At 73.3% G+C, this 24,928-nt stretch carries 26 protein-coding genes; 16 read left to right on the top strand and 10 right to left on the bottom strand.

All coding sequences use genetic code 11. The features are described 5' to 3' along the window. The first annotated feature begins 21 nt into the window (after nucleotides 1-21). The 4 genes from IH45_RS0126065 to IH45_RS0126050 all read left to right on the top strand — a co-directional run bounded on the left by IH45_RS0126065 (nucleotide 22) and on the right by IH45_RS0126050 (nucleotide 2,138). A complete protein-coding gene (locus tag IH45_RS0126065; protein WP_030673227.1) occupies nucleotides 22-885 on the top strand; it encodes an SAM-dependent methyltransferase in 864 nt (287 codons plus the stop codon). 83 nt (nucleotides 886-968) lie between these two features. Further along, entirely contained in the window at nucleotides 969-1,388 is a 420-nt protein-coding gene (locus IH45_RS0126060; protein ID WP_234440675.1) for a hypothetical protein, read from the top strand. A 383-nt stretch (nucleotides 1,389-1,771) separates the two neighbouring features. Further along, nucleotides 1,772-1,894 carry a hypothetical protein gene (locus tag IH45_RS1000000150675; RefSeq protein ID WP_267885158.1) on the top strand — a complete coding sequence of 41 codons (123 nt, stop codon included), beginning with the start codon at nucleotides 1,772-1,774 and terminating at the stop codon, nucleotides 1,892-1,894. Beyond that, entirely contained in the window at nucleotides 1,887-2,138 is a 252-nt protein-coding gene (locus tag IH45_RS0126050; protein ID WP_050515196.1) for a DUF6087 family protein, read from the top strand. The genes IH45_RS1000000150675 and IH45_RS0126050 overlap by 8 nt, the downstream gene beginning before the upstream one ends. Before the next feature lie 78 nt (nucleotides 2,139-2,216). Here IH45_RS0126050 and IH45_RS0126045 read toward each other — a convergent pair whose 3' ends face one another. Then, nucleotides 2,217-3,014 carry an MBL fold metallo-hydrolase gene (locus tag IH45_RS0126045; protein ID WP_030673218.1) on the bottom strand — a complete coding sequence of 266 codons (798 nt, stop codon included), beginning with the start codon at nucleotides 3,012-3,014 and terminating at the stop codon, nucleotides 2,217-2,219. A gap of 119 nt (nucleotides 3,015-3,133) precedes the next feature. Between IH45_RS0126045 and IH45_RS0126040 the strand changes: the two genes are divergently transcribed. The 4 genes from IH45_RS0126040 (at nucleotide 3,134) to IH45_RS0126025 (ending at nucleotide 6,474) form a co-directional block, all read left to right on the top strand. Further along, nucleotides 3,134-3,733 carry a CGNR zinc finger domain-containing protein gene (locus IH45_RS0126040; protein WP_030673215.1) on the top strand — a complete coding sequence of 200 codons (600 nt, stop codon included), beginning with the start codon at nucleotides 3,134-3,136 and terminating at the stop codon, nucleotides 3,731-3,733. 160 nt (nucleotides 3,734-3,893) lie between these two features. After that, complete coding sequence (locus IH45_RS0126035) at nucleotides 3,894-4,610, top strand: class I SAM-dependent methyltransferase (RefSeq protein WP_030673212.1); 717 nt, start codon at nucleotides 3,894-3,896, stop codon at nucleotides 4,608-4,610. A 204-nt stretch (nucleotides 4,611-4,814) separates the two neighbouring features. Further along, entirely contained in the window at nucleotides 4,815-5,762 is a 948-nt protein-coding gene (locus IH45_RS1000000145455) for a hypothetical protein (protein ID WP_030673209.1), read from the top strand. Nucleotides 5,763-5,913: 151 nt separating this feature from the next. Next, nucleotides 5,914-6,474: a hypothetical protein gene (locus tag IH45_RS0126025; protein WP_030673207.1), complete on the top strand. Its 561-nt coding sequence runs from the start codon at nucleotides 5,914-5,916 to the stop codon at nucleotides 6,472-6,474. Nucleotides 6,475-6,611: 137 nt separating this feature from the next. On the opposite strand, the gene IH45_RS0126020 is transcribed toward IH45_RS0126025, so the two are convergent. Continuing rightward, nucleotides 6,612-6,866: a YciI family protein gene (locus IH45_RS0126020; RefSeq protein ID WP_030673204.1), complete on the bottom strand. Its 255-nt coding sequence runs from the start codon at nucleotides 6,864-6,866 to the stop codon at nucleotides 6,612-6,614. Between the two features lie 102 nt (nucleotides 6,867-6,968). On the opposite strand from IH45_RS0126020, the gene IH45_RS0126015 reads away from it, so the two are divergent. Both IH45_RS0126015 and IH45_RS0126010 read left to right on the top strand, forming a co-directional pair. Continuing rightward, nucleotides 6,969-7,856 carry a LysR family transcriptional regulator gene (locus IH45_RS0126015; RefSeq protein ID WP_030673201.1) on the top strand — a complete coding sequence of 296 codons (888 nt, stop codon included), beginning with the start codon at nucleotides 6,969-6,971 and terminating at the stop codon, nucleotides 7,854-7,856. Between the two features lie 245 nt (nucleotides 7,857-8,101). Beyond that, a complete protein-coding gene (locus IH45_RS0126010) occupies nucleotides 8,102-8,911 on the top strand; it encodes a YhjD/YihY/BrkB family envelope integrity protein (protein WP_030673198.1) in 810 nt (269 codons plus the stop codon). On the opposite strand, the gene IH45_RS0126005 is transcribed toward IH45_RS0126010, so the two are convergent. Further along, nucleotides 8,900-10,306, bottom strand: a complete 1,407-nt coding sequence (locus IH45_RS0126005; RefSeq protein ID WP_030673195.1) for a DUF2252 domain-containing protein — start codon at nucleotides 10,304-10,306, stop codon at nucleotides 8,900-8,902. The two genes, IH45_RS0126010 and IH45_RS0126005, sit on opposite strands and share 12 nt — an antisense overlap. 121 nt (nucleotides 10,307-10,427) lie before the next feature. Then, nucleotides 10,428-10,889, bottom strand: a complete 462-nt coding sequence (locus IH45_RS0126000) for a DUF7144 family membrane protein (RefSeq protein WP_030673192.1) — start codon at nucleotides 10,887-10,889, stop codon at nucleotides 10,428-10,430. A 177-nt stretch (nucleotides 10,890-11,066) separates the two neighbouring features. On the opposite strand from IH45_RS0126000, the gene IH45_RS0125995 reads away from it, so the two are divergent. The 3 genes from IH45_RS0125995 (at nucleotide 11,067) to IH45_RS0125985 (ending at nucleotide 12,494) form a co-directional block, all read left to right on the top strand. Next, complete coding sequence (locus tag IH45_RS0125995) at nucleotides 11,067-11,351, top strand: hypothetical protein (protein WP_050515195.1); 285 nt, start codon at nucleotides 11,067-11,069, stop codon at nucleotides 11,349-11,351. Nucleotides 11,352-11,420: 69 nt separating this feature from the next. Next, entirely contained in the window at nucleotides 11,421-11,921 is a 501-nt protein-coding gene (locus IH45_RS1000000145890; protein WP_063763054.1) for a response regulator transcription factor, read from the top strand. Nucleotides 11,922-12,020: 99 nt separating this feature from the next. Then, nucleotides 12,021-12,494 carry a carboxymuconolactone decarboxylase family protein gene (locus IH45_RS0125985; protein ID WP_030673181.1) on the top strand — a complete coding sequence of 158 codons (474 nt, stop codon included), beginning with the start codon at nucleotides 12,021-12,023 and terminating at the stop codon, nucleotides 12,492-12,494. 51 nt (nucleotides 12,495-12,545) lie between these two features. Here IH45_RS0125985 and IH45_RS0125980 read toward each other — a convergent pair whose 3' ends face one another. Together IH45_RS0125980 and IH45_RS0125975 are read right to left on the bottom strand one after the other, a co-directional pair. Continuing rightward, on the bottom strand, nucleotides 12,546-14,837 hold the full coding sequence (locus IH45_RS0125980) for a helix-turn-helix transcriptional regulator (protein ID WP_030673178.1): 2,292 nt from the start codon (nucleotides 14,835-14,837) through the stop codon (nucleotides 12,546-12,548). A gap of 148 nt (nucleotides 14,838-14,985) precedes the next feature. After that, nucleotides 14,986-15,471 (bottom strand): DUF1269 domain-containing protein, encoded by a 486-nt coding sequence (locus IH45_RS0125975; protein ID WP_030673175.1) that lies wholly within the window; start codon nucleotides 15,469-15,471, stop codon nucleotides 14,986-14,988. Between the two features lie 185 nt (nucleotides 15,472-15,656). On the opposite strand from IH45_RS0125975, the gene IH45_RS0125970 reads away from it, so the two are divergent. The 3 genes from IH45_RS0125970 to IH45_RS0125960 all read left to right on the top strand — a co-directional run bounded on the left by IH45_RS0125970 (nucleotide 15,657) and on the right by IH45_RS0125960 (nucleotide 21,365). Then, nucleotides 15,657-18,353: an MGH1-like glycoside hydrolase domain-containing protein gene (locus IH45_RS0125970; RefSeq protein ID WP_030673172.1), complete on the top strand. Its 2,697-nt coding sequence runs from the start codon at nucleotides 15,657-15,659 to the stop codon at nucleotides 18,351-18,353. Continuing rightward, nucleotides 18,350-19,864: an alpha-amylase family protein gene (locus IH45_RS0125965; protein WP_030673170.1), complete on the top strand. Its 1,515-nt coding sequence runs from the start codon at nucleotides 18,350-18,352 to the stop codon at nucleotides 19,862-19,864. Before IH45_RS0125970 ends, IH45_RS0125965 begins: the two co-directional genes overlap by 4 nt. An 88-nt stretch (nucleotides 19,865-19,952) precedes the next feature. Further along, a complete protein-coding gene (locus IH45_RS0125960) occupies nucleotides 19,953-21,365 on the top strand; it encodes an MFS transporter (RefSeq protein WP_030673167.1) in 1,413 nt (470 codons plus the stop codon). Here the strand turns inward: IH45_RS0125960 and IH45_RS0125955 are convergent. The 4 genes from IH45_RS0125955 to IH45_RS0125940 all read right to left on the bottom strand — a co-directional run bounded on the left by IH45_RS0125955 (nucleotide 21,347) and on the right by IH45_RS0125940 (nucleotide 24,928). Continuing rightward, nucleotides 21,347-21,850 carry an RDD family protein gene (locus IH45_RS0125955; RefSeq protein ID WP_030673164.1) on the bottom strand — a complete coding sequence of 168 codons (504 nt, stop codon included), beginning with the start codon at nucleotides 21,848-21,850 and terminating at the stop codon, nucleotides 21,347-21,349. The two genes, IH45_RS0125960 and IH45_RS0125955, sit on opposite strands and share 19 nt — an antisense overlap. After that, on the bottom strand, nucleotides 21,847-22,347 hold the full coding sequence (locus IH45_RS0125950; protein ID WP_158813270.1) for a hypothetical protein: 501 nt from the start codon (nucleotides 22,345-22,347) through the stop codon (nucleotides 21,847-21,849). The genes IH45_RS0125955 and IH45_RS0125950 overlap by 4 nt, the downstream gene beginning before the upstream one ends. Nucleotides 22,348-22,420: 73 nt before the next feature. Further along, nucleotides 22,421-23,728 carry a phytase gene (locus IH45_RS0125945; RefSeq protein WP_030673158.1) on the bottom strand — a complete coding sequence of 436 codons (1,308 nt, stop codon included), beginning with the start codon at nucleotides 23,726-23,728 and terminating at the stop codon, nucleotides 22,421-22,423. A 252-nt stretch (nucleotides 23,729-23,980) separates the two neighbouring features. Continuing rightward, nucleotides 23,981-24,928 carry a LysR family transcriptional regulator gene (locus IH45_RS0125940; protein WP_030673156.1) on the bottom strand — a complete coding sequence of 316 codons (948 nt, stop codon included), beginning with the start codon at nucleotides 24,926-24,928 and terminating at the stop codon, nucleotides 23,981-23,983.

Raw genomic sequence — 24,928 nt, 5'->3', positions numbered from 1 at the left:
CACGAACGGAGAACGAACGGCATGAGCGACGGACCCGGACTCCTGGCCGGGGTCAGCAGCACCGCGCTGGTCGTGGGCATGGCCCGCGCGTCCGAGAGCCGGCGGGCGGACCGGCTCTTCGAGGACCGCCTGGCCGGCCGGTTCCTCGACGCGGCAGGCCCTGAGCAGCAGGCGGTGTGGAGCAAGGGGCCGGGCGAGCAGTTCGCCCAAGCCATGGGCGACTACTTCGCGCTGCGCACCCGGTACTTCGACGACTGCTTCGACCAGGCCTGCGCGGCGGGCTGCCGCCAGGTCGTCCTGCTCGCGGCCGGTCTGGACACCCGTGCCTTCCGGCTGAACTGGCCGGCCGGGACCCGCCTGTTCGAACTGGACCAGCCCGATGTGCTCGCCTTCAAGGAACACGTCCTGCGGGGCGAAACGCCGCGCTGCCGACGCGAGGTGATCGCTGCGGACCTGCGCGAGGACTGGACCGTACCGCTGGCCGAGCACGGCTTCCGTACGGACGAGCCGACGGCCTGGCTGGTCGAAGGGGTGCTGGTCTACCTGACCGAGGAGGCGGCGGACAGTCTCCTGAGCCGGATCGGCGCGCTGTCGGCGCCGGGCAGCCATCTCGCCATGGAGCACGTCACCCGGGCGATGATCAACTCGGACCAGGCCCGGCAGGCGGCGGCGGCCTCGCCGGAAGGCGTGGTGAACCTGCTGTCCTCGCTGTGGAAGAACGAGATGACGCGCCCTCCCGGCGACTGGCTCGCCTCCCACGGCTGGCGCGCCACGGAAGAGCCCCTCACCGTCCTGGCCGGGCGTCACGCCCGGCCCGTCCCGCCGGCCTTCGACCCGACGCTGCCGGGGACCGGGCGTGTGAGCTTGCTGTCGGCAGTTCGCTGACGGCTGTCCGATGACGGCCGTCGGAGGTCCCGACGGCCGGTATGTCAACTGTTGGAAGGGTCCACATGGAACACATGGAACACATGAGCCGCGGAACGCGGAAGTGCGGCGAAGGCGTGAACGGTGCGGCGGGCAGCACAGGGCGGGTTCGTCGCGCCGCGATGACGCTCGTGGGCGCGGCCGTGTTCGCGGCCGTGGCCGCGACCCCGGCCCAGGCATCGCCCGGTGAGACCAGAACGCTGTGCAGGTCCGAGGTCACCCCGTCCGGGTGGGTCGAGCTCCACTGGGGCAACAGCGAGGCGTGCGGAGTGACCAACGGCCCCAACACCAAGACCGTCAAGCAACTGGACGGCCTGCCGGTCGGCACCCGGGTCGAGGCCTGCGCCACCACGGTCCCGCCGCAGAGCTGGCAGCCGGTGAGCACCTCCTACAGCATCGACTGCCGGGTGCACATGGGCCCGGGAACGTACAACAACAGGTGGGTGCTGGAGCGGGTTTCCTGACACCGGGATCGACACCGTCGCCGCTCCGCCCGGGCCGTTGACACTTTCTCCGTGGCATGCGGTCGCGTCCGCTGGGTGTGCCGGTGACGCCGGACCCAGCGGACGGCGGGTGGTGCCGCCAGGCCCGTCAGCGCGGATACGGCGCCGGTGCCGCACCACCTGGGGCGGCCCCGGGCTGCTGCTCAGCGCGATCAACAGCCCGGGGCCGAAGCCCTCGGCAAGGCCGGTGCCCTGGCCGAAGACGCCCGGGTACTGGCCGGGGGCGTGTGGTTGTGCTGCGCCCGACGGGTCGGCCCGGCCTCCGTTGGCAGGACGTCCGGAACGTAGGCCGAGCCGCCCGTCCCCCGTAGCAGCCCCCGGCGTTCGTGCGGGACACTCGTGCCATGCCCCGTGCGGACGCCGAGAGCAACGGCGAGGTCACCGAGGAAGAGGCCGGCACCATGAGCCCCTTTTCCACCATGGAGCCCGATGAACCTGACGGCGGCCAGGAGGGCGGCGATGGCTAGCTGGTCCGATGACGTCGGTCGCCGGTGGGGGCGGCGGCTGCTGGCCCGTACGTACCAGCCGGGCCGGATGCGTGCCGTCACGCTGCGGGACGGGCCGCCCCGCGCCGCGCACCTGGATCCGCAGCTGCCCCGGGCGGTGCTGCGCTGGACCGGTGTGAAGTGGGAGCTGGTCAAGGTCGTACCGGACCTTGCGGCCGCGCAGCGGCTCATGCGCCCGCGGAAGGCCGGGCCCGAGCCGTGGTGAACCGCCCCGGCTGTCCCCGGCCGGGGGGCGGGCCGGGCGGCGTCCCGCCGTGGGCTGCGTGGCCGGCTCTGTGCCGCCTCAGTCCCGCCGGGTCCAGTCCGGGTCCAGGCGGCCGGTCAGGCCGGCGGCGGTGAAGGCGGCTTCCAACTCCTCGCGGCCCTCGGTGAAGTGGGCCCAGCTGTCGTGGTGGACGGGAACGACGCGGCGGGCGCCGAGGATCCGGGTGGCCTCGGCGGCCTGGGCGCTGTCCAGGACGAGCAGCGCGCCGTCGTAGAGCATGGAAAAACGGGGGGCGCCGGCGAAGAGGACGGCGGTGTCCACGGGGGCGAAGCGCCCGGCGATCTCCCTGACCGCGTCGAGGGAGGCGTTGTCGCCGCTGACGTAGACGGTGGGCAGGCCGTCTCCGGTGAGAACGAAGCCGACGACCTGGCCGGTGACCGGCTCGACCTCCTCGCGCGTGCCGGGGCCGTGGATGGCGGGCACGCCGGTCACGGTGATCGTGCCGCCGTCGGGGCGGTCCAGTTCGACGGTCTCCCAGTCCGCCAGCCCCCGGGCCTTCTCTCCGAGGCGCTGCCCGCCGCCGGGGGTGGTGAGGGTGAGCGGGACATCGGCGAGCAGGGCCCGGCCGGAGGTGTCGAGGTTGTCGGCGTGCTCGTCGTGCGAGAGCAGGACGACGTCGACGGGGCCGAGGCCGGCGGGGGTGGTGGCGGACGGGGCGGTCTTGGTCAGGACCGGGCGGCCGGGGGACGCGTAGTCGCCGGGGCCGTCGAAGGTCGGGTCGGTCAGGAAGCGCAGGCCGCCGTACTCGAAGAGGGCGGTCGGGCCGCCGAGGACACGGACGGGGAACTGCTCGGTTGCTGCGGGAGCGGCGGACACGAAGGATCACCTCACGGATGGTTTTGAATGAACCGTGAGGTAAACGTAGACGGGTCTCACGGATGAGCGCAAGGCTTTCCGTGAGAGTCATGTTTGAGGGGGTGCCATACCATGAGGTCATGGAAGAGACCGTGACCGCGGAGCACGCCCCGCCGCCCGCTCCGGGCGCCGAGCGCTACCCGTCCCTCGCGCTCGTCAACAGCACCATGGCCCTGCCCGGCGGCCATTTCATCGACCAGCTCGGGACCCCCGCGGCGGCGAACCACTGGCTCACGGAACGCGGTCTCGCCCCGGCCGACGCCGGTATGCGGGAGATGTGCGCGGCGCAGCTGCGCTCGCTGCGCGAACACATCCGGGCGCTCTTCGCCTCCCGCGTCGAGGGCCTGCCCGCCCTGCCCGCCGCCCTGACCGCGGTCAACGACGCCATGACCCGCGTCCCCACCGCCCCCTTGCTGCGGTGGGACGACAAGAGCGGCCCCTACCGCGCCGCCCCGCACCCCACCACGCAGATCGTCGACCACGCCCTGGCGGCGCTCGCCGCGGACGCCGCCGACCTGCTGACCTCCGCCGACGCCGAGCGCCTCACCGCCTGCGGCTCCGCCCCCTGCAACCGGTACCTGCTGCGGCACGGCCGCCGCCACTGGTGCTCCACCCGCTGCGGCGACCGCGCCCGCGCCGCCCGCGCCTACGCCCGCCGCACCCGGCCCGGAACGGGATGACGCCGCCCCGCCTCGTGCCGTGGTGAAGACGTCGGGACGGGCTCGCGGCCCTGAGGACGCGAAGGCAGTGCAAACGTGTGATCACGTAGCTTGGCGCAGCGATCCGCCGGAGATGATCCACGGCAGGAACGCATGCATATCGGCGGAGCGGGAGGCACTCATGGACGTGTCGAAGCGCTACCGGGAATCGTGGGAGAGCTACTGGCGCGACACTCCGGACGCGCCGGGCGCCGCGATCTTCGACTGCGCCCCCGAACAGGCCGCGGCCCGCCACCTGCCGCTGCTGGCCCCGCACGTCGACGCCGCGCTGCCCATCGTCGACCTGGGCTGCGGCACCGGCACCCAGACCCGCTACCTGGCCCGGCACTTCGCCCAGGCCGTCGGCGTGGACCTCGCCGAGGCCGCCGTCGGCCACGCGCGGCGTGCCGACGCCGGGCACACCGCCCGCTTCGAACAGCTCGACGCCACCGACCAGGACGCCGTCCGGCGCCTGCACGAGCGGCTGGGCGACGCGAACGTCTACCTGCGCGCGGTGATCCACCAGAGCGAACCGGATGCCCGCCCGGCGGTCGCCGCCGCCGTCGCGACCCTGATCGGCGACCGCGGCCGCGCCTTCGTCGTCGAGCCGCTGTCCCGGGCGAAAGACGTCCTGGCCCACGCGGCCCAGGGCCCCGACGGCCCGCCGCCGAAGCTGGCCAGCATCTTCCGGCACGGGCTGACCCCGGCCGCGGCGGACGACGCCGCCATCCCGCGCTTCTTCCACGACCTCGGCCTGTCGGTGCCGGCACACGGCGAGATCGACCTGGTGATGACGGAGAACCGCGCGGACGGGGTGCGCATCGACCTGCCGGCCCAGTGGATGGTCCTCGGCCGCTGAGCATCCGTGCCCCCAGCACGACCGGATGTGCGCCGGTCGGGCGCGAGTGCGGGGGAGTGGCGCACACTCGCCCCTCCGAAGGCGTCTTTTCGGCCGGTTGCGGCAGACCGGCACAGCCGCGGAGCCGGGCACGCATCAATGCCCGGCCCGGCCGGGCAGCATCCCCGTCCACACCGTCGGAACACGCGCAGTACGGGGGTACTGGTGGGACGCGACAAGAATCTCATGGCGGCTCTGCTCAACGCCCGTACGGCGCTCGGCGAGGAGATCGCGGGCCTGGGCCGGAGCCTGGACGACTCGCGGCGCGAAGTGCTGGAGCGCCTCGACACGGCGGCGGCGGAGCTGCGCGCCGACGCCCGGGAGACCCGCGACCGCGCGCACCGCGGCGCCACCGTCGCCGCGGAGACGGAGCGGGCGGTCTCGCAGCTGCGGCAGGAGGTTTCCGAGGTACGGGAGTCGATCGCCGGGCTTCAGCGGACACTTGACGCTCTGGCGCGGCATCCGGTGTTCCGTACGGAATCCACCGAGGTGCCCGGACCGCCCGGCGACGGGGACGGCACCGGGTGGACGGAACTGGAGCCGGAGACGGTCGACGCCGGGCAGGAGCCGCCGTTTCCGCCGCTCGCGGAGGGGGACGAGCCTGAGCCCGGGCGGCAGGAGGATGCCGTACCCGGCGACGCCTCGGCCGTCACCCCCTTCGACGACGAAGAGGAGGAGAGCGAGGACGACGGCATCGACCAGGGCGAGCACCGCATCCGCCGCGAGACCCAAGAAGACATCGATCACGGCGTGCTCCTGCTCAAAGCGGCCAAGGCCGGGACGGTCGCCCTGGTCTGCCACCGAGAGGCATGGGAGTTCTTCGCCGCCTGCGCTGCCGGCAACGAGCACTTCCGTGGTGCCTGGGAGCTGGCGGACGAGGGCAACGGCCGGGTACGGGCCGTACTGTCGGGCCGCTCCCTCATCGGCGCGCTGATCTCCTTGCGCCACACCCGGGACGAGAGCCACCTGGACGGGACCTGGGCGCTGACGAGCGCCTTCTACTCCCGTATCGCCGAGGGGCTGCGCAGTACGGCCAGGGGCGGTCGGCGGCCGCTGACCGTGGTCTTCGACGACGGCGTGGGCGGCGAAGAGCCCGGCACGCCCGGGGCGTAGCGCCCGCCGCCCCGCAACCCCTCCGTTTCCCGGCCACACGCGGACCGCAATGCGACCGGAAACGCGTGGCCAACCCGCGCCACATCCGTCATCTTGGTCGGAGGCCGGTCCGTCGCCGGCTCCTGGACCAGGGAACCCGAGGGGGACCGCCGTGGCCGTCCGCAAACCGACCGCACTGCTGATCGCCGCCGGCTTCGCCGCCGCCTCGGTGCTCGGGCTCACGGGCGCGGCGTCCGCCGCCACCCCCACCGGCTTCGCCGCCCAGGCGCAGCGGGCGGGGCTGACCGACGCCCAGGCCGGCCGGCTCCAGGCGCAGGTCGACACCTATGTCGCCGAGCTGGGCGGCAAGCAGGTCTCCGCCAACAAGATCCTCGTCCCGGGCGGCAGCATGGTGGTCCGCGCCCCGGGCCAGGCCTACGCCCGCGACCTGGCCGACCGCACCAAGGCCCCGATCAAGCCGGTGTGCGACTACGGCCACCTGTGCGGCTGGGCCAACGGCACCGGCGGCAACGGCAATGGCTTCGACTACTACCACTGCGGCTACTACCAACTGCCGAACCTGGTCGGCAACGGCACCTGGGGCAACAACCAGACGCCGGGCACCGTCGGCCGCTTCTACAACAAGGACGGCAGCGAACGCTGGAACACCGGCCCGGCGTACAGCTCCGGCACGGCCAACTGGACTCCGGTCTGGTACGCCCGCCCTTGCTGAGCCCGGGGAACGGCAGGCCGGCCCACCGGCCTCAACTCGCGGCGCCTGTCGGCGCGTAGGGGACGGACGCCTGGGCGAGCGGTTCCGGTCCCGGGTTCCGGGCGCAGGCATCCATGCCCCGGCAGGTATTCCGCCGGCTACCTGGTGCGGTGGAACTCGGTGATGTGGGCGGTGGCCGCGCCACTGGTGACGAACGGGTCGGTGGCCACGGCGGCCTCCACCTCCGCGCGGTCGCCCTCGGCGATGATCAGCCCGCCGGTACGGGGTTCGAGCCGGCCGGCCAGGTGGACCAGGCCCTTGGCGAACAGTCCGTCGGGGTTGGTGTAGTGCTCCTCCTTGAGTCGGTCGATCGTTTCGAGCGGTGCCTGGTAGTTCAGCGTGATCAGGAACATGTCCCCAGCCAACCGCGGCAGGCCCCCTCCTGGCCAAGACCTGTTGTCGCTCTCCCCATAGGGTGGTGCCTATAGGCGCAGCCAGAGGCGGGGGTACAGAACATGGACGAGCTGTCGGGCATCGACATACGGCACCTGCGGTACTTCGCGACGGTGGCCGAGGCGGGCACGGTCACCGAGGCGGCCCGACGGCTGCGCATCGCCCAGCCCAGCCTCAGCCAGCAGATCCGGGCACTGGAGCGGCGGGTCGGGACTTCGCTCTTCCACCGCCGCCCGCAGGGCATGGAGCTGACCGACAGCGGCACAGCACTGCTGCAAGGCGTCCAGCACGCCTTCGACGCCCTCCAAAGTGCCCTCGCAGCGGCCCGCGGCACACCGCGGCCGGTCCGCCTCGGCGCCTGCCGCGGAGCACCGGCGGAGGCCCTCACCCGGGCCGAGACGCTGGTGACCGACGCCGGCCCGGGGCCTGTGACGATCGAACAGATCGACTCCGAGGAGCAAGTGCGGCAACTGCGCAGCGGCACACTGGACCTGGGCCTGCTCCGGCTTCCCGCTGACCGTACCGGGCTGAGCCTCCACCTCCTGTCCGACGAGCCCCTGGGCGTGGTCCTGGACGCCGACCACCCCCTGGCCCGCCTGCCCGCCCTGACGGGCAACGACCTGGCCGGCCGGCGCCTGCTGTGGTTCCCGGCGCACCGCGCCCCGGGCTACTCCGCAGCCGTGCTGGACCGGCTCGCCGACGATGGCTGGCGCCCCGAGCTGGTCACCGACGCCTCCGCCGGCCACACCCTGTTCCGGCATGCCCTGCGCGCGCATCACGACATGGTGGCCCTGCGGCCGAAGTCCGCGCTCAGCGAGGGGGACGGCCTGACCTGGCGCCCCTACGGGCCCCGCCCGCCGTACGAACGCATCGCCCTGGCCGCACGCCGGGGCAGCCGGTTCGGACGCATGGTCGAAAACGCCGCGGAGCTGCTGCCCGCTGCTACCTGAGGGCCGGGCGGCCGTGGAAGTTCTCCGGTACGGGGGTGAACCGCAAGGCCGCCGAGGACGATCCGGAGCGCCGCGCAAGCGACGGCGACCAGGGCCGGCCAGGGGAAGGGCTGGTGCTTGCGGCGGAGACATCGGCAGCCTGTGTCCGACGCAGCTCCCCACTCACCCCCAGCGGGCGACACGCGCGGGCCGGGCAGCCGCGAGGCTGGCCGGGCCGGTTTCGCCTGGCGTGAGGGGGCAGCATCATGGCGCTCACCGGTCTCGCCCGACCGCTGGCGGGGCGTGTCGTGCGGCAGTTGGTGAGCGTCAATATTCTGGATCTCGCGACCCGGCTGGCGGCGCAGGCGTTCCTCACCGCGTTGCCGATGCTCATCGCGGTGTCGTCCTTCTGTCCGTACGCCGTGCGGCAGGAGCTGCTGAGTTCGCTGCGTTCCCTGGTCGGGGCGGACAGTCCGGTACTGGCGCAGGCGAACGTGCTGCACGGCGGCCGGGACCAGGCGCTGCACAGCTGGGGAGCGGTGGGTGTGCTGGTCGCCCTGCTGTCCGCCACCGCCTTCACGCGGGTCCTCCAGCGGGTGTGTGAACGTTCCTGGCACCTGCCGCACTCGGGGGCCCGGATCGTGGCCTGGCGCTGGGCGCTGTGGCTCGTGGTCTGGGTGGTGGCGCTCCTGTATCAGGGGCTGCTGCACCGGGCGTTCGGCGCGGGGCCGGTACTGGGGGTGCCTCTTCAGATGGCCGGAGCCGTCGCGATGTGGTGGTGGACCCAGCACCTGCTGCTGGCTGGGCGGGTGCGCTGGCTGCCGTTGCTGCCGGGAGCGCTGCTGACCGGGGTGGGGGTGGTGGTCTTCTCCTTGGTCTCCGGGCTCTGGCTGCCGCGCTCGCTGACGCGGAGCGTCGAGAGGTACGGGCAGATCGGTTCCGTCTTCACGCTGCTGTCGTGGCTGATCCTCTTCTGCGCCACTGCCGTGGTCGGCATCGCCGTCGGGCAGGTGCTGGCCCATGCGGGGCCCCTCCGGCGGCGACTGGGCTTGCCTGATGCCTCGTCAGGCGACTGACTTCGCCGCCACCCGGCCGGCGCGCGCCGCCTCGGCCAGCGCGCGGTGGTCGCGTTCGTTCTGGTCGGCGTAGCTCTCGGCGAACTCCGCGAGCGCGCGGTCGAAGGCGTCGGAGCGGCCCAGGTAGGCGGCGATGGCGATCCGGTCGCCGGACCGGGCGTGGGCCCGGGCCAGGGACGTGCCGCACAGCCGGCCGAACTGGCGCATGAGGCCGGGCGACATCGTGTCGGTCTGCGGGATGGCCTTCCAGTCGCGCAACTGGCGTATGTAGAAGTCGCGTTGCTGCCCGTCCAGGCCCTCGACCCGTTCCCAGCCCAGGAACATGTCGCTGGCTGCCTGCATCAGCCGCTGTCCGCTGACGACCCGTTCGCCTTGGTTCGTGAAGGCGCCCGGTCCGGCGTACGGCGTGAGCACCGACTCCTGCGCCTCCTTGGCCTGGAGGAAGAGCGGGTCCGTGTCGTCCCGGCCGAGCAGCAGGAGGATCCAGCAGCGGGTGCCCACGCTGCCGACACCGACCACCTTGCGGGCCATGTCGGCCACCCGGTACTGCGCGAGGAGCGTCCGCCGGTCGGTCTGGAGCGTCCGCGCGTACCGGTCGACCAGCTCCCGCAGCTGCCGCTCCAGGTGCTCGCGCTCGACGCCCGGCATCAGGTCGCCGAGCGGTACGACGAGCGGCGGGTCGGAGGCGATCCGCAGTTCGTCCCCGACGGCGCGGGCGAGCCGGTCCAGGACCTGGAGGTGGTCGCGGGTCCGGGCCTTGGCGAGGGTACGGGAGATGCGCCGCCGGTCCTCCTTGCGCCAGCCCTCGCTCAGCGCGCCGTACAGTTCGTCCGCGTCGATCCGCGCGTACCACACGTCGAGGTTGCGCATCCCGGCGTAGCCGTCCATGGCCTCGCGGTACGCGCGGACCGTCTCCCGCACCACCCGGGCCCGCTCCGGTCCGCCGAAGCCGTTGGCGCGGCCGGCGATGACGAGGCTGGCCGACAGGCGCTTGACGTCCCATTCCCAGGGGCCGGGCAGCGTCTCGTCGAAGTCGTTGATGTCGAAGATCAGGTGCCGTTCCGGGGAGGCGAGCAGCCGGAAGTTCAACAGGTGCGCGTCCCCGCACAGTTGGGCGCGCAGTCCGGTGGCGGGCGTGCCGGCCAGGTCGCCCGCCATGACGGCGGCGGCCCCGCGGAAGAAGCGGAACGGGGATTCCAGCATCCGCCCGTACCGGAGCGGCACCAGCTCCTGGAGCCTGCTCGCCGACTGCCGTTCGACGACGGCGACCGGGTCGGGCCGGTCGGCCGCGGGCGCGAACTCCGCGTGGCGCGAACGCGGCACGAGCGCGCGGGCGGCCCGGCCGCGCGCGGCCCGCTCCTGCGGTGTGGGATGCGTGCGCTCGGCGTCGGCCATGGTGTCCTCCCTCCCGGCGGGTGCCGCGGCGGCCCGCCGTCCCCACTGGCGGTACGAGGCGCCGCCCGGCCGCCGCCGGACCGGCGCCTCCTCCCCTCGGGCCTCCCGCCCGGCCGCCGGCCTACAACGGCGCGTTGTAGACCTTGTGGGCCTCCCGGTGTCCGTACGTGGCCAGGGACCAGATCACCAGGACGTCGAGCCCGATGAGGATCACCGACCACACGGGGTAGTACGGGGTGAAGAAGAAGGTCTCCAGCATGCTGGCCACCGCGACGCCGATGCCGACGGCACGCGCCCAGGTGCGGCCGCTGAAGAGGTTGAACGCGGCCGCGACGATGACGATGCCGGAGATCAGCTGGATCCAGCCCCACCCGCTGACGCTGAAGTCGAACGCGTAGTTCTGCTGCGACCGGTAGAAGTTGTGGTCGATGATCGCGGCGAGTCCCGCGATCACGTGGTAGGCCCCGACGACGCTCAGGATGCACACGGCGAACACGACCCCGCCGATCGTGACCGGGCGAATGTGGGGCTCCGGTGCCGGTGCGCTCGGCCGGCTCTGCCCTGCCGAAGTCTGCTCAGCCATGCCCGAACCTCCTCCTCGGTGGGCCGAGCATCCTCCGCGCGGCCCCGCGCCCGGTTCACCCGCCGGGGATGAGTCCGGGCGGGCACCGGCGCACCGTCACCCTTGTGAGGTGAGGCCACCGCCCGCCGCCCGGCGAGAATGGCGGGGAGGCCAGGCCGCCGCAGCGGAGGTGACGCCATGGGCGCGCAGGCGGGTGCGGGGCCCGGGCGAGCCGGAACGCCGTCCGGCGGCGATTTCGAGATCCGGGTCCGGGGCAGGGTCGGTGCTGCCCTGGCATCGGCGTTCGGCGATCTGACGGTACGGCTGCGTCCGGCTGAGACGGTCCTGTACGGGGCCGGCCTCGACCAGGCCGCGCTGTACGGCATCCTCGACCGCATCCAGGCGCTGGGGCTGGAGCTGCTGGAGGTGCGCCGGCTGCCCGGGGCGTCCGGCGGGCGCAGCGCGCACGCCGAAGGGCCGTAAGGCCCCTTCCGGGCCGGGGCCCGCCACGCGACGCTGCACATGTACCGCCTGCCGCCGGGAGGTGAGGGCATGCCCGCTGCGCTCCGTACCGCGCCGAAATGCCACGGACCGGCCGGGCGAGAGAAGCCCGGACGGGCGTCCGACCTGCGTATACGGCTCCAGGAACTGGGCGGCGACGCCAGGGCGGCGGACGCGGCCGTGACGGCCTGCCTGGTGTGGGTCGCCGACCTCCTCGTGGACATCGCGGACGGGCTGGGTGAACCCCGGTCCGCGGAGGCACTGGTGGACGAGGCGGCGGCGGTGCTGGCCTCGGCGCCCCGGCGGGCCCGGGCCGTACGTGACCCCGCGCCGTCGGCCGAGCCGCTGACCGGACGCGAACTGGCCATACTCCGGCGCCTGGAGAGCGAGGTCCCGCTGCGGCAGATCGCCGACGACCTCTTCGTGTCGCACAACACCGTCAAGAGCCACACCCGCGCGGTCTACCGCAAGCTCGGCGCCCACTCCCGGGCCGAGGCGCTGCGCCGGGCCCGTGAGAGGGGGCTCCTCCGCCGGCCCCCCGGCCCGGAGTGACGCAGGTCACCAGTGGTTCTGTCACATCGGGCCGGGCCGTCCCGTCATAGGGGTGCAGCCACGAACAAGGCAAGCGCACACCAGTGGAGGAGAACCACCATGGACGCCCGTCTCAACCTCTTCGGCAGCCCGACCGCCGGCAAGTTCCTCAAGCACCTCGTCTCGGCGGGACAGGTCGTCGCGGACTCGGCGGTGCCCGCCGCGACGCAGGAACTGGTGAAGATCCGCGCGAGTCAGATCAACGGGTGCGGCCTGTGCACCGACATGCACACCAAGGAGGCCGTCGCCGCCGGTGAGACGGCGGTGCGGCTGAGCCTGGTCGCGGTGTGGCGGGAGGCCACCGTCTTCACCGAGGCCGAGCGCGCCGCGCTGGAGCTGACAGAGCAGGGCACCCGGATCGCGGACGCGGCCGGCGGGGTCCCGGACGAGGTCTGGGCGAACGCCGCCAAGCACTACGACGAGGAGCAGCTCGCCGCGCTGGTGTCCCTGATCGCGGTCATCAACGCCTTCAACCGGCTGAACGTGATCGTCCAGCAGCCCGCGGGCGACTACCGGCCCGGGCAGTTCAAGTAGCCGGGGGAGCGCCGGGGCGGACGCCGCACTCCGCCCCGGCGGCCCGGCCGTTCACAGCAGTTCCAGCTCGCGGGCCCGCCGTACCGCGGCCGACCGCCGGGTCACCGCGAGCTTGCGGTAGACGCTCTTCAGATGCGTCTTGACCGTGTTGACCGACAGATACAGATCGGTGGCGATCTCCTCGGTCGTCATCATCTGCGCGAGGCGGCCGAGCACCTCGCGTTCCCGTACGCTGAGCCGCTCGACCGGGTCCGGGGCCGACGACGGGGCGGACGCCGTACGGGGCGGCCCGGGGCGTGCCAGGACCCGGGTCCGCGCGCCGCCGGAGGAGTCGAGCGCGGCGGCGCACACCGGCTCCACCGCCCGCAGCAGCCCCGACGGCAGCCGGCAGCCGGCGACGGCGTCACCGATCCGGACGGCCGGCGGCCCGCTCTGCTCCGCCGCCTTGGCGAGTCCCGCCGCCAGGGAGCAGACCTCCGCGAGGAACGGATCGGGCGCGCCGCGCAGCGCGGTGCGGGCGTGGCCGAGTTCGCGGCGGGCCCGGGTGGGTTCGCCGCGCGCCAGGCCGATCCAGGCGCGTACGACGTGCAGCGAGGAGCGGGAGGGGTCCGCCGCGGTCCACGTCGGCAGCGGTGGCCGGCAGGACCGGGCGGCCAGTTCACCGGCGGCGCGGAAGCGGCCGCGCAACACCTCCAGCAGGGCGAGTTCGACCAGGCAGTCCCGGCGCAGCACGCCGTTCCCGGCGGCGCTCGCGGCCTTGAGGCCCGCGGTGAGGGAGACCGCGGCGCTCTGGAAGCTGCCGTCGCGCAGTTCGCCGTGCCCGCGGATCGCCAGGGTGAGGGCCGGGACCTCCGGGTGCGCTGCCAGCACCGTCCGCGACAGCCCCGCGCACAGGGCCTCCACCTCGGCCGCTGCCGCCCGGGCGGCGTCCGGGGCCCGGGAGCGCGACTGCGCCATGCGGATCACGGCGTGGGTCAGGCGGCAGCGGGTGACGCGGTCCTCGTGGTCCGCGGGGAGTTCCGCGACGAGCCGGGCGGCCCGGTCCAGGTAACCGGCGCAGGCCGCGTCGTCGCCGTGGGTGAGGGCCGAGGCCGCGGCGACGAGGACGGGTTCGGGCCCGTGGGTGTCCGCGTCCGGCGCCTCCGACAGCTGCCGGACCAGGTCGTCCGGCAGGCGCTCGCCGGTCAGGCCCAGCACCTGGCCGATCGCCAGCCGGCTCACGACCAGCCGCCCGGCCCGCTCCTGGTCACCGGCCGCCAGCCAGTGCCGTACGGCATCGGCGAGCAGCCCGTGGGCGCCCAGCCAGCCGGCGGCCCGGCGGTGCAGCTCGGGCACGAGCCCCGGCGTCTCGTGGCGCAGGCACATCCGCAGCACGTCGGCGAACATCCGGTGGCAGCGGTACCAGCCGTGCCCGTCGGGCCGCAGGAAGGAGTTCTCCCGGACCAGCGCCGCGAAATGGCCCCCGGCCTCCTCGCCCGCCAGTTCCGCGGCCAGTTCGGCGTTGACATGCTCCAGGACGCTCGTCGTCAGCAGCAGCCGCCGCATGCCGGGCGACTGTACGTCGAGGACCTCCTCCACCAGATAGCTGACGACCGCCTCGTCGTCACCGGCGAACTGCGCCACGAACCGCTCCGGACACGGCTGTTTCTCCATGGACATGGCCGCGAGCCGCAGCCCCGCGGCCCATCCGTCGGCGCGCTGCCGGAGGGCGCTCACCACCTGCTTGGACACCTCGACGCCGTGCTGGGCGAGCAGTGCGGCCGTCTCCCGGTCGTCGAAGGCCAGGTCGGCGGTGCGCAGTTCGGTGAGTTCGCCGGACAGCCGCAGGCGGTGCAGGTGCAGCGGCGGGTCCCGGCGCGCGAGCACGACCAGGCGCAGTACGGGCGCCGCGTGCTTCAGCAGGGCGATCACGTCCTCGGCGGTCGGCGAGCCGGGTTCCGTATGGAAGTCGTCCAGGACCAGGACCACCGGGTCGCGCCGCCCGGTCAGCCGGGCCGCCAGCGCGGCCACCAGTTCCGGACCGCCGGACACCGGCACGTCCGGACCGTCCGCGCCCAGCGCGCCGATCACGCGCGGCCAGAAGACGCCGGGCTGCTCGTCGCGGCCGTCGCAGGTCACCCACGCCACCGGCCCGGGGGAGCGGCCGTGGTGCGCCCACTCCACGGCCAGCGCCGACTTCCCGGCGCCCACCGGGCCGACCACCACGGTCAGCGGCCCCAGGACGCCCCGGGAGATGCGGTCCGTCAGCCGGGGTCTGGGGACCAGCCAGCCCGGCAGGGCGGGCACCGCGGTCCCGGGCGTGGGCGGGGGCCCGTCGCGCTGCTCGTCGGCACCCGATTCCATGGGCGGCACCTCGCTCTCGGAGCGGGAGGGTGGCGCGGCTCAGGCAAGTGTCGGGCGGGCGCGGCGGCCCGGGCAGCGCGGCGGGCGGCGTTTCACCCGGGTGAAGTTCTCACCCGGGTGAGATTCCGTCGCAAGGCGGCGGGCCGCTTCAGACCGCGTGCAGCGCCGCGATCAGTTCGTCCTCGCGGTCCTTGGTCAGCGACGTACGGATCACGCTGGGGTTGAAGGGGCGGACCGCCTCCCGTACCCGGTCCGGCGTCGAGCGGCGGACCAGCGCGAACACCGCGGCCCTGCCCGGTTCGAGAGTGCCCGCGATCTCCTTGACGAAGGCGTCGTTGATGCCGACGTCGGTGAGCTTGCCGGCGACCGCGCCGGTGGCCGCCCCCACGGCCGCGCCGAACACCGGCATCAGGAACAGCATCCCGAACAGTGTGCCCCACAGGACGCCGCCGGCCGCGCCGGTCGCGGTGGGGTTGTACGACTGGCGGACATGGATCTTGCCGTCCATGGTCCGCCAGGCCAGCGCCGCGTCGTCCAGGTCGAGCAGTTCCTGGCGCGACAGGTCCTTGGCGAGCCGCAGCACCGCGTCCGCCTTCTCCCGGTCCGAGAATCCGAGTACGACGAGATCTGCCATCACAGCCTCCTGGTGGAGCGGCCGGCCGCACGGCCCGGCAGGGCGGGACGGCGGCCGGCACACGGGGTCGTCTCCATCCAGCCGGGAGGCGCCGCCCGCCGCGTCACCCGCCCGAGGTGAAGCGGCCCCGGGCGGCCGGGACCAGTCTTGCGCCGGGTGAGCCCGCGGCAGGCAGGGAGGCAGGCATGAGCACACGGACGGACACGGGCCCGGCCGGCCCGGCCGACGACGACCGCCGGCGGTTGTGGGGCCCGTACCTGAGCGAGCGCCAGTGGGGCACGGTCCGCGAGGACTACAGCGCGGGCGGGGACGCCTGGTCGTACTTCCCGCACGACCACGCCCGCTCCCGCGCCTACCGCTGGGGCGAGGACGGGCTCGGCGGCATCTGCGACACCAAGCAGCGCCTGTGCTTCGCCCTCGCGCTGTGGAACGGGCACGACCCGATCCTCAAGGAACGCGCCTTCGGCCTGACCAACGGCGAGGGCAATCACGGCGAGGACGTGAAGGAGTACTACTTCTACCTCGACAGCACACCCAGCCACTCCTACCTGCGCTACCTGTACAAATACCCGCAGGCGGAATTCCCGTACCTCGACCTGGTGGCCACCAACCAGGCCCGCAGCCGCCAGGAATTCGAGTACGAACTGCTCGACACCGGTGTCTTCGACGACGACCGGTACTTCGACGTCACCGTCGAGTACGCCAAGGCCGCGGACGACGACGTACTGATCCGGATCACCGTCGCCAACCGCGGCCCCGACGAGGCGACCGCGCACGTGCTGCCCACCCTGTGGTTCCGCAACACCTGGTCCTGGCACGAGGGCGCCGACCGGCCCACGCTGACCGCGGCCGAAGGGCCGCGCCGCACGGCCACCGTCCGGGCCGTCCACCCCGAGCTGGGCAGCTACGACCTGCGGTGCGCCGACGCGGTCCCGCTGCTGTTCACCGAGAACGAGACCAACCACGAGCGGCTGTTCGGCACGCCCAACCGCACGCCGTACGTCAAGGACGGCATCGGCCGCGCGGTCGTCGACGGGGAGGCCGGGGCCGTCAACCCGGCCGGGGAGGGAACCAAGGCGGCCGCGCACTACACCCTGACCGTCCCGGCCGGCGGCGAGGAGGTCCTGCGGCTGCGGCTCGCGCCCACCGGATCGTCCCTCTCCCTGGCCCGCGGCTTCGACACCGTCTTCCAGGAGCGCATCGCCGAGGCCGACGCCTTCTACCGGGAGCTGACGCCGCGCGGCGCGGGCGAGGATGAGGCCCGGGTGCTGCGGCAGGCCCTCGCCGGGATGCTGTGGTCCAAGCAGTACTACGGCTTCGACCTGGAGACCTGGCTGGCCGAACACGGCATGGACCCGTGGAGCCTGCCGCGGCCCGGCGTCCGCAACCGCGAGTGGTTCCACATGGTCAGCGACGACATCATCTCCATGCCCGACAAGTGGGAGTACCCCTGGTTCGCCGCCTGGGACCTGGCCTTCCACACCGTGGCCCTGTCGGTGGTGGACAACGAGTTCGCCAAGCAGCAGCTCGAACTGCTCCTCCAGAACTACTACCAGCACCCCAACGGTCAGATCCCCGCCTACGAGTGGAACTTCGCGGACGTCAACCCGCCCGTGCACGCCTGGGCCGCGTACTTCGTCCACCTGATGCAGGAGCGCCGCACGGGCCAGGCCGACCCCGCCTTCCTGGAACGCGTCTTCCAGAAGCTGCTGACCAACTTCACCTGGTGGGTCAACCGCAAGGACCCCGAGGGCCGCAACGTCTTCCAGGGCGGCTTCCTGGGCCTGGACAACATCGGCGTCTTCGACCGCAGCGCCCCGCTGCCCACCGGCGGCCGGCTCGAACAGGCCGACGGCACGGCCTGGATGGCCCTGTACTGCCAGTCCATGCTCCAGATCGCGCTGGAACTGGTCGAGTACAACCCCGCCTACGAGGAACTGGTGCTGAAGTTCGTCGAGCACTACCTGTGGATCGCCGGATCCATGGACCGCGTCGGTGACCTCGGCGACGAACTGTGGGACGAGGAGGACGGGTTCTTCTACGACGTGCTGCGGCTGCCCGACGGCCAGGCCGTACGGCTCAAGGTCCGGTCGATGGTGGGCCTGCTGCCGCTGTGCGCCTCGACCGTCTTCCGGCCGCGGCAGTTGGAGCGGGTGACGGGCCTGAACGAGCGCCTGCGCCGCTTCGCGGCCCGCCACCCCTCGCTGTCCGTCACCATGGCCGCGGCCCAGGCGGGCGCGGCAGGCGGCGCCCGGCTGCTGTCCGTCGTGGACGAGAAGAAGCTGCTGCGGGTCCTCGGCCACCTGCTGTCCGAGGACGAGTTCCTCAGCCCGTACGGCATCAGGTCCCTGTCCCGGCACCACGCCGAGCACCCGTACACCTTCTGGGTGCACGGCCAGGAGTACCGGGTCTCCTATCTGCCCGCCGAATCCGACACCGGCATGTTCGGCGGCAACTCCAACTGGCGCGGCCCGGTGTGGTTCCCGATGAACGCCCTGGTCATCCGCGCGCTGCTGAACCTGTACGGCTTCTACGGCGACGAGCTGACCGTCGAGTGCCCCACCGGCTCGGGCGTCCACATGACCCTGTACGGGGCGGCCGAGGAGATCTCGCGCCGGCTCGCCCGGATCTTCCTGCGCGGCGAGGACGGGCGGCGCCCCGTCTACGGTGGGCAGGAGAAGTTCCGCACCGACCCGCACTGGCGCGACCTGATCCTCTTCCACGAGTACTTCCACGGCGACAACGGCGCCGGCATCGGCGCGGCCCACCAGACCGGCTGGACGGGCCTGGTCGCCGCCCAGATGCAGCTCTTCGGCACGCTCACGCCCGGCGACTTCCTGACGGCGGATCCGGGCCGGAGGGACCGGAAGGAGGGATCATGACCCAGCTGCCCGAGCAGCCCGTCGTCCACGAGGTCAACACCCGGGTGTGGCTGCGCGAGATCCGGCGCCGCACCGGGCGTCCGGCCGGGCTCGGCGATGTGCCCAAGGACGCGTGGGACGAGATCACCCCGCACGGCGTGGACGCCGTCTGGCTCATGGGGGTGTGGGAGCGCAGCCCGCAGGGCCGCGGCATCGCCCTGTGGGACCAGTCCCTGCGCACCGCGTTCGCCCGGGCCGTACCCGGCATCCGGGAGGACGAGATCGCCGGGTCGCCGTACTGCATCCGGCGCTACGAGGCCGACGCGTCGCTCGGCGGCGCCGAGGGGCTGGCCGCCGCCCGCGCCGAACTCGACGGCCGCGGCATCGGGCTGCTGCTCGACTACGTGCCCAACCACGTCGCCCCGGACAGCCCCTGGGTGTCCGCGCACCCCGAGTACTTCGTGCGCGGCACCCCCGACGACCTGCGGCACGACCCGGCCGCCTACCTCGACACCGGCACCGCCGTCCTCGCTCGCGGCCGCGACCCCTTCTTCCCGCCCTGGCCGGACGTGGTGCAGCTGAACGCGTTCGAACCCGCCCTGCGGCGGGCGACCGCGGACGAGCTGACCCGCATCGGGCAGGCCTGTGATGGGGTGCGCTGCGACATGGCGATGCTGCTGATGAACGACATCTTCGCCCGCACCTGGGGGCAGCGCGCCGGAACCCCGCCGCCGGACGAGTTCTGGCCCACGGTCATCGGCGCCGTACAGGAGCGGCACCCCGGCATGACGTTCGTCGCCGAGGCGTACTGGGACCTCGAATGGGCCTTGCAGCAGCAGGGCTTCGACTTCTGCTACGACAAGCGCCTCTACGACCGCGTCCTGCACGAGGGCCCCGAGTCGGTGCGGCAGCATCTGACGGCGGACGAGACCTACCAGCGCAAGCTCGTACGATTCCTGGAGAACCATGACGAGCCCAGGGCCGCGCAGACGCTGCACCCCGACAAGGAACGCGCGGCAGCCGTCCTGATCGCCACGCTGCCCGGGGCGACGCTGTGGCACGAGGGCCAGTTCACGGGGCGCCGCACCCACCTGCCCGTCTTCCTGGACCGGCGCCCGGACGAGCCGGCTGACACCGGACTCCGGCAATTCCACGAGAAGTTGCTCGCCGCCGTGCACCGCAGCGGCATGCGGACCGGGCAGTGGCGGCTGCTGGAGTGCGCGGGCTGGCCCGACAACGACTCCGCCAAGAACGTGCTCACCTGGTGCTGGGCGGGCCCCGCCGGACGGTTCCTGACGGCCGTGAACCTCTCGGGGCACCCGGCCCAGGGCCGCATCCGGCTGCCGTGGTCCGCGTCGGGCCCCGACTCGTGGCAGCTGGCCGACCTGCTGACCGGTGAGCGGTACGAACGCGCCGAGGCCGAGCTGACCGGCCCCGGACTCTTCGTCGACCTGGACGCCTGGGGCAGCCACGTCCTCGCCCTGGCGCCGGGCCGCGAGGGAACACCGCCCGTCGTCACCCCCGGCGGGTGACGACGCGCGATCACCCGGCCGGGAGGATGCACGCGCCCGGCGTACGGTCCGCTCCGTACGCCGGGCGACAGCGATCGGAGGCGAGACGATGGCCGTACCGCCCGGACCGGAAACCGGTGGAGGCGCGCCGCAGGCGCCGCGGCATGTGCTGGTGCCGCTCGCGCTCGCCCAGTTCATCTGCAGCTTCGCCGGCTCCAACATGAACGTGATGATCAACGACATCAGCAAGGACCTCGACACCACGGTGCAGGGGGTACAGCTGGCGATCACCATCTTCCTGCTGGTCATGGCCGCGCTGATGATCCCCGGCGGCAAGCTGACCGACCGCTTCGGCCGCAAGCGGTGCCTGGTGGCCGGCCTGGCCGTCTACGGCGTCGGCGCCCTGCTCAGCGCGGCGGCGCCCGGCCTCGGCGTACTGATCCTCGGCAACTCGATCCTCGAAGGCGTCGGCACGGCCCTGCTCATCCCGCCCGTCTACATCCTCACCACGCTCTACTTCACGGACACCGTCGCCCGCGCCCGCGCCTTCGGGGCGATCATGGCGATGGGCGGCATCGGCGCGGCCGCCGGGCCGCTGATCGGCGGGCTGATCACCTCGGGGCTGAGCTGGCGGGCGGCCTTCGTCTTCCAGGCGCTGGTGATCGCGGTGATCGTCGTCCTGGGCCGCCGGATCTCCGATCCGCTGCCCCCGGACCCCACGCGGCCCTTCGACACCGGCGGCGCGGTCCTGTCGGCCGCCGGACTGACCCTCGTCGTCGCCGGGACCCTCGCCGCCGACGACAACGGCTGGCTGACGCTGGGGCTGCTCGTGCTCGGGGCCGCCGTGCTGGCCTGGTTCTTCCGCAGGGTACGGGCGATGGAGCGGGCCGGCGCCGAACCGCTCCTGTCCACCAGCCTGTTCCGCGACCGCACCTCCAATCTCGGCCTGGTGACGCAGTGCCTCCAGTGGATGGTCCTCATGGGGGTCTCGTTCGTGGTGTCCGCCTACCTTCAGGTCGTCCGCGGCTACAACGCCATCCAGACGGGTGTGGTCTTCACGGCGGCCACCGTCGGCCTCCTCGCGTCCTCGCTCGCCGCCGAGCGCTTCGCGAAGCGGCGCACCCCGCGCACCCTGGTGACGACCGGCTTCGCCCTGACGGTCGCCGGCATCGGCACGCTTCTCGCGCTGGCGCACGGCTCACCGAGCGTCTGGGCCAGCGTCCCCGGACTGCTCATGATCGGCCTGGGGCTCGGCGTGATGCTCACCCCGTCCGTGAACGTGGTGCAGTCCAGCTTCCCCGAGGAGCAGCAGGGCGAGATCTCCGGCCTGTCGCGCAGCGTGTCCAACCTCGGTTCCTCGCTGGGCACCGCGATCGCCGGCACCATCCTCGTGGCCGACCTGGCCTTCGGTTCGTACGCCGCCGCGCTGATCGTGCTGGCGGTCCTCGGATGCGGCGGCCTCGTCGCCGCCACGCTGCTGCCCGGGCAGCGGGCCATGGCCGGTCAGCGCAGCGGCCGCTGACCGGCCGTACCGTCGCGGGCCCGTCCGCCGTACCAGTCGTACACCACCGCACTGCGCACGACGAGATCGGCGACGGACGCGTCACGCCTGCTCAGCGCCGTCCAGAGCAGCCCCAGCGGAAAGACGACGCACAGCACGGCCCGCAGCAGAGCGCGGCCGGCACCGAGCGGCTGCCCGGAGCGGCGGACCACGCGCAGTCCCATCAGCCAGGCCCCCACGGTCCGGCCGGTCACCGTCCAACTCACGGACAGATAGCCGACGGTGAGGGCGAAGCCGAGGAATCCGGTGAGCCAGTCGGACGCCTTCGGCGGGCCGAACGGCGGCCCGAGCACGAGGAAGCGGACGGCACCGACGCCGAGATCGGCCAGGACGGCGATGCCCAGTACCACGAGGATGTCGGCGACGGCCGCCAGGGTGCGGGAGACCAGTCCCGCGGTCCGGCCCTGGAGCCGGGCCGGGGTGTCCGCCGGGGAGGGCGGCGTCACGAAGGAGTCCGGCGCAGCAGCCGGTCGGTCACGGCGTCCACCAGCCGGTCCGCCCGCGCGCTGCGCAGCCGTACGGCATCCAGCGCCTCGCCGGTCAGGTCACCGCCCGTGTCACGGACGATGGCGCCGATGTCGACCTCTTCGAGCACCTGCCGCGTGTAGCCGGCCAGATCGACCCGGTCCAGTACGGCGTCGATGTCCACGCGCCGCGCGACCCGCGCCACGTCCACGCGGTCGGCGACCCGGTCGACGTCGATGCGCTCCGCCACCTTGTTCACGTCCACCCGGGCCACCAGGGCCTCCAGGTCGAGCTGGGCGACGACCGCGGCGACCAGCCGCCGCAGCACGGCGCGCCGGACGCCGCCGACACCGTCCGCGACCCGTCCGGCTACCGTGGCCGCCGCCGTACCCGCGGCGGCCACGGCGCCCAGGGCCAGCCGCGGCCCGAGCAACAAGACGGCGCCCAGCGGGCTTTCAGCGGCACGGTATCCAGCCATGACCGCATCGCAGCGCCGCCCGGCGCGGCCCGCGTCATCCGCCGCGGGTGAACCGCGCCGCGCGGCCCGCTGATCAGTCCTGCACGGCGTCCAGCACGTCCCTCAGGTCGACGAACTTGAAGTTCGTGGAGGGGCGCTCCGGGTCCCCGGGCGCGTCGTGCCCGTCCTGCACGACCAGCAGCCCCTTCGGGTACTTCGCGCCCAGCGGCGCGTTCAGCACGGCGGCGCCGTCGCACTCCTCCGAGCCGTCCAGGGCCGCCGAGGCGGGAGCGACACGGAATCCGCCCTCGTACTCGTTGTCGTCGGATATCTCGCGGTCGTAGGCGACAAAGGTGTTGTCACCCTGGCTGGACGCCAGCAGATAGCCGTCGCCCTTGGACTCCTCGACGAGCGTCAGGCCCTCGACGTCGGCCGTCAGCCGCTTGCCGCCGTAACCGGGGTCGGCGCCGGCGACACACTTCTCGGCCGCCTCGTCGTACGTGGCCGGTACGCCGTACTCGCGGACCTTGTCGATCAGCTTGGGCGTGCCGGTCAGGTCGGCGCGCAGCCGCCAGATGCCGACGTCCTCCTGCCCCGCGTACAGCGTGCCGTTGCGGGCGTCCACCACCATGCCCTCGACCTGCGGGAGTTCGCCCGGCTCGGCGCAGGGGGACCAGGATTTGCCGTTGGGGAGGCGGAAGGCGGCGGGCAGGTCCAGGGTGCGGACCTTGCGGTAGCCGACCGTGCCGCCGGTGCCCGGAGTCAGCTCCAGGAGGGCGAGGGTGGTCCGCTCGCGCCGGCTGACCAGGGCGTACGAGCGGCCGGTGGCCTTGTCGGTCCAGGTGGCCAGCCCGTACGCGGTGCGCTGCCCGTCGATCTCCTGCTGCGAGGTGGAGAAGACCGGCGGGGCCGCGGGATCGGTCACATCGGTGAGCGGTCCGCCCGCGCGGTCGCGGTCGATCCGGTAGAAGCGCAGCCGGTCGCTGCCACGGTCGCTGACCACCGCCAGGTCGGCGCGGCCCGACGACAGGCGCGCACCCGAGACGAGATCGACGTTGTTGAACCGCCCGGCGGCGTGCCCGGGGCCGGGCGCGGCGGGCGCGGGCAGCGACTGCACCTCGCGGGCACCGAGGTCGTAGACCCGCAGGCCGCCCTTCTTCGCGGTGGCGATCACCAGGCTGCGGCCCGGGTCGGCCGCGTTCCGCCAGATCGCCGGGTCATCGGCGTCGGCCTCGCCCCCGGCCGCGTCGTCGTGCAGGGCCGGGGTCTCGGCCCGCGGGGTGACGGCAGGCGGGGCGGACGGGGCGGCCCCGGCCGGGAAGGGCACGGCCGCGACGGCGAGCGCGGCGAGAGACGTGGCGAGGGCGAGCGTCGCCGACCGGACGCTGCGAGAGGTGGCCACGAAGGGACTCCTTCATGTCGGGAGGGTGGTTGAAGGGGAAAGCAGGGGGAGTCTGGGGTGCGCGTATGACGGCTTACCGCCAGGTAACGTTTCCGGTACGCATACGGGACGTGAACGACTCGTGGCGCGGGACGGGTTGAGTCGCGCGGCAGGTGACGGTAATGCGAACTGCGCATACGGCAAAGGGAGTTGACGTCCCTGACCGGCGATGGACCCCCTGAACGGCCCCGAGGAGCTGTACCCCTTACCCGGTCACTCCGCCCACTCCGGCGTCCACGTCCCGTCGCCTCGCCGCTCCCGCTGTGCGGCGGGCGCCGTGTACCGGGTGCGCAGATGGTCGCGGAGCGCGGCCAGCGCGGGGTGCGCGTTGTCGCGGTGCCAGAGGAGCGAGTGCGGGTAGACCGGTGTCGGGTGGTGCAGGGGCACGCGCCGCAGATCGTGCTCGGCGGGCCAGGCGAACCGCGTCCACGCGCCGACGAGGGTCGCGATCCGCGGGGAGTCGGCGATGGTGTCCAGGAGCGGTTCGGTGCCGAAGTCGGGGCCGGTCACCTCGATGGTGAACCCGAACGCGGCGGCGAGGCCGTCGTAGTAGGCCGCCCACTCGGTACCGGTGACGATGCCCGGCATCCAGATCCGGTGCCCGGCGAGATCGCCGGGGGTGACCGCACGCGCGTCGGCCAGCGGGTGGGCGGGCCCGGTGACGAGCTGCACGGGCTCGTCGTGGACCCGTACGGCCTCGACGCCGTCGGGCAGCTGCCGCGCGGGCACGGTCACGGCGCGGAACGACGCGTCGATCGTGCCGGACCGTACGGCGGCGAGCGCCGCGTCGGCGTCGAAGAGGGTCACCACGTCGAGTGCGGTGTCCGGGTGGGCGCGGTGGAAGCCGCGCACCAGGTCGGCCGGTGCGAGCCGGCGCCCGATCACGTCCACGCGCAGGGCGCGGCTGCCCGGCCGTACGGAGGCGGCCGCCCGCTCCTCGGCCCGCAGCAGCTCGCGGGCGTGCGGCAGGAATGCCTGCCCGTCGATGGTGAGCCGCGCGCCGCGGGCCGTCCGGTCGAAGAGCCGTACCCCGAGGTCCTTCTCCAGCGCGGCGATGCGCTTGGAGACGGCCTGCTGGGTGACCGACAGCTGGGCGGCGGCTTCCCGGAACTGTCCGGAGTCCGCGACGGCGACGACGGTGCGTACGGCATGGAGATCCAC

Origin of the sequence: Streptomyces rimosus subsp. rimosus, from assembly GCF_000720725.1 — a bacterium.
Lineage (GTDB): Bacteria > Actinomycetota > Actinomycetes > Streptomycetales > Streptomycetaceae > Streptomyces > Streptomyces rimosus_A.
The sequence above is the reverse complement of the archived record's forward strand: the minus strand, read 5'-3'. Positions and strand labels throughout refer to the sequence as shown.

Bases quoted from the DNA above. Each gene is read 5' to 3' on its own strand.
- IH45_RS0126005 (WP_030673195.1), bottom strand. From the start codon at position 10,306: ATGGCCGACGCCGAGCGCACGCATCCCACACCGCAGGAGCGGGCCGCG.
- IH45_RS0125960 (WP_030673167.1), top strand. From the start codon at position 19,953: ATGGCCGTACCGCCCGGACCGGAAACCGGTGGAGGCGCGCCGCAGGCG.
- IH45_RS0126020 (WP_030673204.1), bottom strand. From the start codon at position 6,866: ATGTTCCTGATCACGCTGAACTACCAGGCACCGCTCGAAACGATCGAC.
- IH45_RS1000000145890 (WP_063763054.1), top strand. From the start codon at position 11,421: ATGCCCGCTGCGCTCCGTACCGCGCCGAAATGCCACGGACCGGCCGGG.
- IH45_RS0125970 (WP_030673172.1), top strand. From the start codon at position 15,657: ATGAGCACACGGACGGACACGGGCCCGGCCGGCCCGGCCGACGACGAC.
- IH45_RS1000000150675 (WP_267885158.1), top strand. From the start codon at position 1,772: ATGCCCCGTGCGGACGCCGAGAGCAACGGCGAGGTCACCGAGGAAGAG.
- IH45_RS0125980 (WP_030673178.1), bottom strand. From the start codon at position 14,837: ATGGAATCGGGTGCCGACGAGCAGCGCGACGGGCCCCCGCCCACGCCC.
- IH45_RS0125995 (WP_050515195.1), top strand. From the start codon at position 11,067: ATGGGCGCGCAGGCGGGTGCGGGGCCCGGGCGAGCCGGAACGCCGTCC.
- IH45_RS0126035 (WP_030673212.1), top strand. From the start codon at position 3,894: ATGGACGTGTCGAAGCGCTACCGGGAATCGTGGGAGAGCTACTGGCGC.
- IH45_RS0126040 (WP_030673215.1), top strand. From the start codon at position 3,134: ATGGAAGAGACCGTGACCGCGGAGCACGCCCCGCCGCCCGCTCCGGGC.
- IH45_RS0125975 (WP_030673175.1), bottom strand. From the start codon at position 15,471: ATGGCAGATCTCGTCGTACTCGGATTCTCGGACCGGGAGAAGGCGGAC.
- IH45_RS0126010 (WP_030673198.1), top strand. From the start codon at position 8,102: ATGGCGCTCACCGGTCTCGCCCGACCGCTGGCGGGGCGTGTCGTGCGG.
- IH45_RS0126050 (WP_050515196.1), top strand. From the start codon at position 1,887: ATGGCTAGCTGGTCCGATGACGTCGGTCGCCGGTGGGGGCGGCGGCTG.
- IH45_RS0125965 (WP_030673170.1), top strand. From the start codon at position 18,350: ATGACCCAGCTGCCCGAGCAGCCCGTCGTCCACGAGGTCAACACCCGG.
- IH45_RS0125985 (WP_030673181.1), top strand. From the start codon at position 12,021: ATGGACGCCCGTCTCAACCTCTTCGGCAGCCCGACCGCCGGCAAGTTC.
- IH45_RS0126000 (WP_030673192.1), bottom strand. From the start codon at position 10,889: ATGGCTGAGCAGACTTCGGCAGGGCAGAGCCGGCCGAGCGCACCGGCA.
- IH45_RS0126060 (WP_234440675.1), top strand. From the start codon at position 969: ATGAGCCGCGGAACGCGGAAGTGCGGCGAAGGCGTGAACGGTGCGGCG.
- IH45_RS0126065 (WP_030673227.1), top strand. From the start codon at position 22: ATGAGCGACGGACCCGGACTCCTGGCCGGGGTCAGCAGCACCGCGCTG.
- IH45_RS0125950 (WP_158813270.1), bottom strand. From the start codon at position 22,347: ATGGCTGGATACCGTGCCGCTGAAAGCCCGCTGGGCGCCGTCTTGTTG.
- IH45_RS0126015 (WP_030673201.1), top strand. From the start codon at position 6,969: ATGGACGAGCTGTCGGGCATCGACATACGGCACCTGCGGTACTTCGCG.